5 protein-coding genes and 1 pseudogene are annotated in these 7,145 nt (G+C 69.1%); all 6 read left to right on the forward strand.

All coding sequences use genetic code 11. From position 1 onward, the window contains the following. Positions 1-12 precede the first annotated feature (12 nt). Positions 13-618, forward strand: a complete 606-nt coding sequence (locus WBG56_RS00950; protein ID WP_424264683.1) for an RNA polymerase sigma factor — start codon at positions 13-15, stop codon at positions 616-618. Further along, a complete protein-coding gene (locus WBG56_RS00955; RefSeq protein ID WP_424264684.1) occupies positions 618-1,499 on the forward strand; it encodes a FecR family protein in 882 nt (293 codons plus the stop codon). The genes WBG56_RS00950 and WBG56_RS00955 overlap by 1 nt, the downstream gene beginning before the upstream one ends. Positions 1,500-1,591: 92 nt before the next feature. After that, complete coding sequence (locus WBG56_RS00960) at positions 1,592-4,033, forward strand: TonB-dependent siderophore receptor (RefSeq protein ID WP_424264685.1); 2,442 nt, start codon at positions 1,592-1,594, stop codon at positions 4,031-4,033. Between the two features lie 42 nt (positions 4,034-4,075). Continuing rightward, a complete protein-coding gene (locus tag WBG56_RS00965) occupies positions 4,076-5,236 on the forward strand; it encodes a YncE family protein (protein ID WP_424264686.1) in 1,161 nt (386 codons plus the stop codon). 18 nt (positions 5,237-5,254) lie between these two features. Next, on the forward strand, positions 5,255-6,439 hold the full coding sequence (locus tag WBG56_RS00970; protein WP_424264687.1) for an efflux RND transporter periplasmic adaptor subunit: 1,185 nt from the start codon (positions 5,255-5,257) through the stop codon (positions 6,437-6,439). Next, a pseudogene (locus tag WBG56_RS00975) lies at positions 6,436-7,145 on the forward strand (ABC transporter ATP-binding protein); the annotation flags it as partial. The gene WBG56_RS00970 and the pseudogene WBG56_RS00975, both read left to right, overlap by 4 nt.

Consider the following 7,145-nt stretch of genomic DNA (forward strand, 5'->3'; position numbering starts at 1 on the left):
CACCGGCATGCCATGAAATCCACCGAGCCGAAGGCGGGCAGCCTGCTTGCCAGTCTGACCTTCCATTACGACGACTTGGTCCGTTACATCGGCTATCGCTTCGGCGATGCCGATTTTGCGCGCGATGTGGTGCACGAGGTCTGCGCCGACCTGTTGAATCGGCCCGAACCCGCCGGGGTGCGCCAGCCGTTGGCCTTCCTGCGCCGGGTGCTGCGCAATCGGGCGATCGATCGCTGCCGCAGCGATGCCACGCGCGCCCGGCTGGCCGAAACCCTGGCAGGCCGTGCCGCCCAGGTCAGCCATGAAGACGCAGCCGCTTACCTGCAAGGGCTCGACGCGGTGGACGACCTTGCCGCCGTTATCCGCCGCTTGCCGGACCGGGCGCGACAAGTCTTCATCCTGCACCGTCTTTATGACATGCCGCAACCGGCGATTGCCGGCGAGCTGGGCCTGTCGCGCAATGCAGTCGCCAAGCACCATGCACAGGCCCTTCGGCTCATCCGGGCGCAGTGGGCGCCCGCGTGCGCCGTGTGCGTCGGAGATGCCGCCGGCAACGGCCGCGAGGGCGACCGGCCTGCGCCGGGCGCCGCGACAGGTTGCGAGGCGTGGGAGTCCTGATGTCCCGCCCGTCGAAGCCGCCTGCCGGTGCGCGCCGAACTTTTTCCGGCGCGGCCGCCGACCCTCTCATCCCCTTCGAGGACGTGCTGCGGGCCCGCTTGCCTTCACGCGAAGAGGTCCTGCGCGAAGCCAAGGCACAGTCGGCCCAGCGGCGGCTGCGGCGGCGTCAAGCCGTCGGCGCCGCCTGCATGGCGCTGTGCGCGGGGCTCTGGGCCTGGAACCCGGTGCTGCAGGAACGCACCGTGACGGTCGCGGCGGGGGCGCCCCGCGCCTGGACCGCCCGGGATGGCACGGTGATCGCGCTCGACAGCCGATCCGTCCTGACGATGCAATGGCGCCTGCGGTCCCGCGACCTGCGCCTGGACGCCGGCCAGGCAGTGTTGACCGTGGCCCGGAACTGGCGGCCGCTCCGGGTACGGGTGGGCGATGCCGTCATTCGCGATATCGGGACGGTGTTCCGCGTGCGGCGCGACGCGGCGGGCGCCCAGGTGGCAGTGCTGGAAGGACGGGTACAAGTATCCAGCCCTGCCGGGCAGGCGGAACTGGGCGCCGGACAGGCGATGGACATCGATACCCTGAGCGCCGTGCCGGCCAGCGTGCCCGGGCTTGAACGCGAAACCGCCTGGCGTGAAGGCCGGTTGCGCTTCGACGGCACGCCGCTGTCCGCTGTCTTGTCAGCGCTTGGGCACTATCGCGCCGCGCCTGTGGTCTGGGTGGGCGATTCTCCGGCTGATGCCGGCGCCCTGCGCTTATCGGGCGAATATCGCATCCGGGATCTCGAATCGCTGATCAACAGCCTGCCGTCGATCTTGCCCGTGCGGGTCGAGCGGCGGCCGGATGGCGAGGTCCGGGTGTCGCTGCGGCCAAATAGTAAAAAATAGTAACGGCATGTCCATGTCGCGGACGTTCCAAACGTCTTCACTCTTGATTTGATCAATTCTCAATCTCATTATTGATACAGGGAGCGAAGACAATGAAGACCTCCAGGAGGCCCCGGCGCGGGGTCGCAGCCGTGTTTTCCACCGCGCTCGCGGCGGGCAGCCTGGCGTGGTCGGCCGCAGCCATGGCGCAGGCCGCCGTGCTGGGGCTGGACCTGCCCGCCCAGCCGCTGGATCAGGCGTTGAATGCCCTGGCGGCGCGCACCGGCCTGCAAGTGGTCTTTCCGACCGCCTTGGCGGAGCACCGGCGCGCGCCGGCCTTGCACGGCGACTATTCCGCTCCCGATGCCCTGGACCGGCTGCTGCAGGGGTCGGACCTGGAGGCCCGCATGACCGGGCCGAACCGCTACACGATCGTGCGCCGGGGCGATGCCGCTTCAGGGGATGCGCAGGTCCTGCAGCCGGTTGTCGTGCGCGGCGCCCTGGACCCGACCACGGAAGGCACCGGGTCCTACGCCGCCCAGGCCAGCAACACGTCCACGCGCCTGAACCTGTCAGTGCGCGAGACCCCGCAATCGGTCAGCGTCATCACGCGCCAGCGTATGGACGACCAGGGCTTGACCTCGCTGGCGGATGTGGTCGACAACACGCCGGGCCTGGTGATGAATACCTCGGGCAACAGGGGCTCGGACACCAGCCCCATCTATGCGCGCGGCTTCCAGGTGGAAAACTACCAGGTCGATGGCGTCAACCAGGTCTACAGCAACTACAAGGGCATTTTCCAGAGCGCGGATATGGCGCCCTACGACCGGGTCGAAGTGATCCGGGGCGCCAACGGTCTGATGAGCGGCGTGGGCGCTCCCGGCGCGACGATCAATTTGATCCGCAAGCGCCCTACGCGCGAATTCCAGGCGCGCGCCAGCGTCGAGGCCGGGTCCTGGGATCTCTACCGGAGCGAGGTGGATCTGTCCTCGCCTCTGAACGAGGCGGGTACCGTGCGGGGGCGGCTGGTGGCAGCCTGGCAGAAGAACGGTTCGTACCTGGAGCGCCTGCAGGAACGCGACAAGACCCTGTACGGCATCCTCGAGGCCGACCTGGGGCCCGACACGCTGGCCAGCCTGGGCTTTCTATTCCAGAATCAGGATGCCACCGGCCATTCGCGGGGCGGCCTGCCGGTGTTCTATTCAGATGGCGGACGCACGGATTGGGACCGATCCAAGTCCGCTGCGGCGGACTGGGCGTATTCCCGACGTCACAACCAGACCTGGTTCGCCTCGCTGGAGCATCGGTTCGGCAACGGCTGGCGGGTGAAGGGCACCCTGGATCACAGCGTCTATCGCTATGACGAGGTGCTGGGCTATGCCCTGGGAGGCGCCCCGGACCGCGCCACGGGCGCGGGGGTGAATCTGTGGGCGGGCCGCTGGGCGGGCAAGCCGGTGCAGAATTCCCTGGATGTGTATGCCACGGGGCCCTTCACGCTGCTGGGCCGGGAGCATGAACTGGTGGTCGGCGCGACGGCATCCCGCACGCGCGACGAAACCTCGCCGTACAACCTCTGGTACTTCTCGGGCTGGTCGCCGGCCATCGACAATATCTATGCCTGGGACGGGCGCGCTCCGGGCGCACCCGACAATCCCGCGATCGGCGACACCGTCAATCGCGAGAACCTGACCAGCGCGTACGCCACGGCGCGTTTCAAGCCCACCGACCGTCTGTCGCTGATCGTCGGCGGCCGCGTCACCAGTTGGGAAAACATCAAGGACACGCACTACTACGACGGCCGTCCGGCAAGCCACATGGATCGCCACGAGTCCGACAAACTCACTCCCTACGCAGGCGTCGTCTACGACCTGAGCGACGAGTGGTCCGTCTACGCCAGCTACACGGACATCTTCAAGCCGCAGAACAACCAGGACCCCGGCGGCAACTATCTGGACCCGCTGCTGGGCCGCAGCTACGAACTCGGGGCCAAGGGCGAACTGCTGGACGGCGGACTGAACGTGTCGGCGGCCCTGTTCCGTGTTCAGCAGGACAATTTCGCCGTGGCCTTGCCGGGCGTGAAGGCGCCGGACGGCAGCCAGGCCTATGAGTCGGCCTCCGGCACCACGACGCGGGGCATCGACCTGGAGGCATCCGGAGAAGTGCTGCCGAACTGGCAGGTGTCCGCCAGCTTCACCCGCGCCCTGTCACAGGACCGGGACCACCTCACGCTCAATCCGAACGTGCCGCAAAACACCGCCAAGCTGTTCACCAGCTACCGCTGGCCCGGCATCGGCCACGGTCTGACGGTGGGCGGCGGCGTGCGCTGGCAGAGCCGCGCCTACACCAAGCTGACGGACCCCCTGGGCGCCCAGCGCATCGTCGAGCAGGACGCCTACGCCGTGGTGGACCTGATGGCGCGCTACCAGATCAGCCGCAACGTTTCGGCCCGCCTGAACGTCTACAACGCGTTCGATCAGTATTACCACCCCGATCCGGGTTCGACCTACTACGGCGCGCCACGCGCGTTCCGCTTGGGCCTGGACATGCGTTTCTGACGCCCGGGACCGCCCGCTCTCATCATGAAAGGAATCCGCTTCATGCAGACTACTCGATTCACCCGCGCCCCTCTCCTGTCGGCCGGACGCGCGTCGGCCCGCCTGGGCATGTTCGTCGTGTGCGCCGCGCTGGCTGCTTGCACCGCCCCTGGCGGGCAGCCGGACAAGGCCGGCCTGGGCGCGCAGGCGAGCAACCAGGCTCCGGCGCGGCAGACCGTGCTGCGCCGAGACCTCGCCCCCGGGCTCTATGAGCTGGTGGTGGCCGACGGCGATGTGTTCGTGGCTTCGGCGGGCCAAAGCTTCAAGGCCGACGAGGGCGGAGCGATCTACCGGCTGGATCCGGATACTCTGGAAACCAAGGCCGTCATCCGGACCGGACGCAAGCCCTACGGGCTGGCGTACGACGCGCGCACAGACACGTTGTACGCGGGCAATACCCTGAACGGCGCCGTGGGAGCCATCGACCTGAAGACCGGGCAGGCGGCTGATTACCAGCTCGGTCGGGCCACGGCCAAGGGCGGGTTCGAGCACGTGCGCCAGATCGTGCTGGATGGAGCGGGCGAGCGCATGTTCGTGACCAATCCCGATACCGCCGGCAAAGTCTGGATCGTGGACTTGAAGCGCGGCATCATCCGGCACACGCTGTCGGGCCTGCGCAAATGGCCGGCCGGCGCGGCCTACGATCCGGTCGCCCGCCGCCTGTACGTCGGCCAGGGCGGTGAATACGGCGTGACGGTGATCGACCCCGACAGCGGCAAGATCCTGCGCCGCTTCGCCCTGGACGGCGCCGAGCCCTTCCTGGTGAACGTCGCATTGGACGACCCCGGCGCGCGCTTGTTCGGCGCCGATGCCAACAGCGGCCGCCTGGTCGTTTTCGACACCGCGACCGGCCGCGTCCTGGCGACCGTCCCGGTGGGCGAAAGCGCCCTGGACGTGCTCTACAACCCGGTCCGCGACGAGATCTACCTGAGCAATCGGGGCGCTTCGCGCGCGCATCCCCAGGGCACAGGCGCTATCACGGTGATCGACGGCGCGAGCTACGCCGTGAAGGCCCGCTACGATCTGCCGGCGCATCCGAACAGCCTGGCCCTGTCGGACGATGGACAGGCGCTGTTCGCGACGATCAAGGGGCCGCATGACGACAAGCATCCCGCCTATCGGGCCGATGGCCTGGAAAGCGTCGTGCGGATCGACCTGCGCTGATGTCAGGTGGTGAGGGTGATGGGCGCTGCTGAGACCCTGCGCGCATGGCGTGCGCGGGGCGGCTGGCTGCTGCTGGCGTCCGTCGTCGCGGCTACCGCCGTCTGGGCGGCCCGGCCGGCGCCGCCCGCCTATGAAACCGCGTCCGTCGGGCGCGGGACGGTTCGCGCCACTGTGAATGCCCTGGGGACTCTGCAGCCTCGGCATTATGTGGATGTGGGGGCGCAGGTGTCCGGCCAGATCCAGCGGATTCACGTGCAGCCCGGCGATGTCGTGGCCGCCGGACAACTGCTGGTGGAAATCGATGCCTCCGTGCAGGAGGCCGCCGTGGCGGCGGGCAGGGCCTCGCTGGATGCGCTGCGGGCCCAGCTGGACGAGGCCGAGGCCGCGGCCGACCTGGCGCGGGCAGGCGCCGAGCGTCAGCGGCGTCTGTTGCGGGCCGGCGCGACGCCGGCTCACGAGGCCGATGTGGCGCGCGCCGGTCTGCTGGCCGCGGAGGCCTCCGTGCGTCGCATCGCGGCCGACATTCGGCGCACCCGCGCCGCATTGCAGGGCGATGAGGCCCTGCTGGGCTACAGCCGGATCTACGCGCCGATGGAAGGGACCGTCGTGTCGCTGGAAGCCCGGCCCGGCCAGACTCTGAATGCCGCCTACCAGACGCCGCACCTGCTGCGCATTGCGGACCTGTCGCTCATGACCGTTTGGACTCAGGTGTCCGAGGCGGACGTGCCGCGTCTGAGCGTGGGCATGGAGGCGACTTTCGTGACGCTGGCCCAGGACGGCCGGCAGTGGCATGGCGTCGTGCGCCAGGTGCTGCCCGTGCCCCAGCCGGCGCCCGATGAGGCGCCGGGCGCTGCCGCAGCGGCGTCCAGCGGCGCGAAAGCGGTCTTCTACACTGTGTTGTTCGACGTGCCCAATTCCGACCGTGCCCTGCTGCCCAGGATGAGCGCCCAGGTCGCCTTCGTCACCCGCCAGGCCGATGATGTCGTGTTGGCGCCGCTGGCGGCCCTGCGCCCGGCGGGCGAGGGCGCGGCGCGGGGCTATCGGGTGCGGGTGTTGCAGGACGGCCGCGCGGTCTGGCGCGCAGTGCGGATCGGGGCGCGCGATCGTCAGGCGGCGGAGATCGTCGACGGTCTTGCCGAGGGCGAGACGCTGATCCTGGGCGAACGCGCTTCGGGCGATGCGATGCCCCGGTTCGTGCTGTGAGCGTCCTGATCCGGCTCGACGCCGTCGGCAAGCGCTATGGCGGCGTGGATGGCGCTCCCGCCTCCTGGGCGCTTCGCGACGTGTCGTTGGACATCCGCGAGGGCGAGTACGTCGCCATCGTGGGCGCCTCGGGATCGGGGAAATCCACATTGATGCATATCCTGGGCTGCCTGGATCGGCCCGACAGCGGCATCTACCGCTATGCGGATCGGGACGTGGCGACCCTGTCGGCCGATGAGCAGGCCCGGTTGCGTCGCGAGGACTTCGGTTTCGTGTTCCAGGGCTACCATCTGATCCCCACCGACAGCGCATTGGAAAACGCGGCCCTGCCCGCCGTCTATGCCGGGGAAGACCGCGCTGTCCGCGAACGGCGGGCCGGCAGGCTGTTGGAGCGGCTGGGGATGACAGGGCGGCTCGAACACCGTCCGGCCCAGTTGTCCGGCGGCCAGCAGCAGCGTGTCTCCATCGCCCGCGCTCTGATCAATGGCGGGCGCGTCATCCTGGCCGACGAGCCTACGGGCGCTCTGGATTCGCGCAGCGGCGCCGAGGTCATGGCCCTGTTCGACGAGCTGTCCGCCCAGGGTCACACCATCATCTTGATCACCCACGATGCCGGGGTGGCCGCGCGCGCGCCGCGTCGTGGAAATCCGCGACGGGCGCGTGGTGGCCGATCGGGTCGGGACGGCGCCCGTGCCGGCCGCTGCGC

The organism is Castellaniella sp. (assembly GCF_049671645.1).
Lineage (GTDB): Bacteria > Pseudomonadota > Gammaproteobacteria > Burkholderiales > Burkholderiaceae_B > Castellaniella.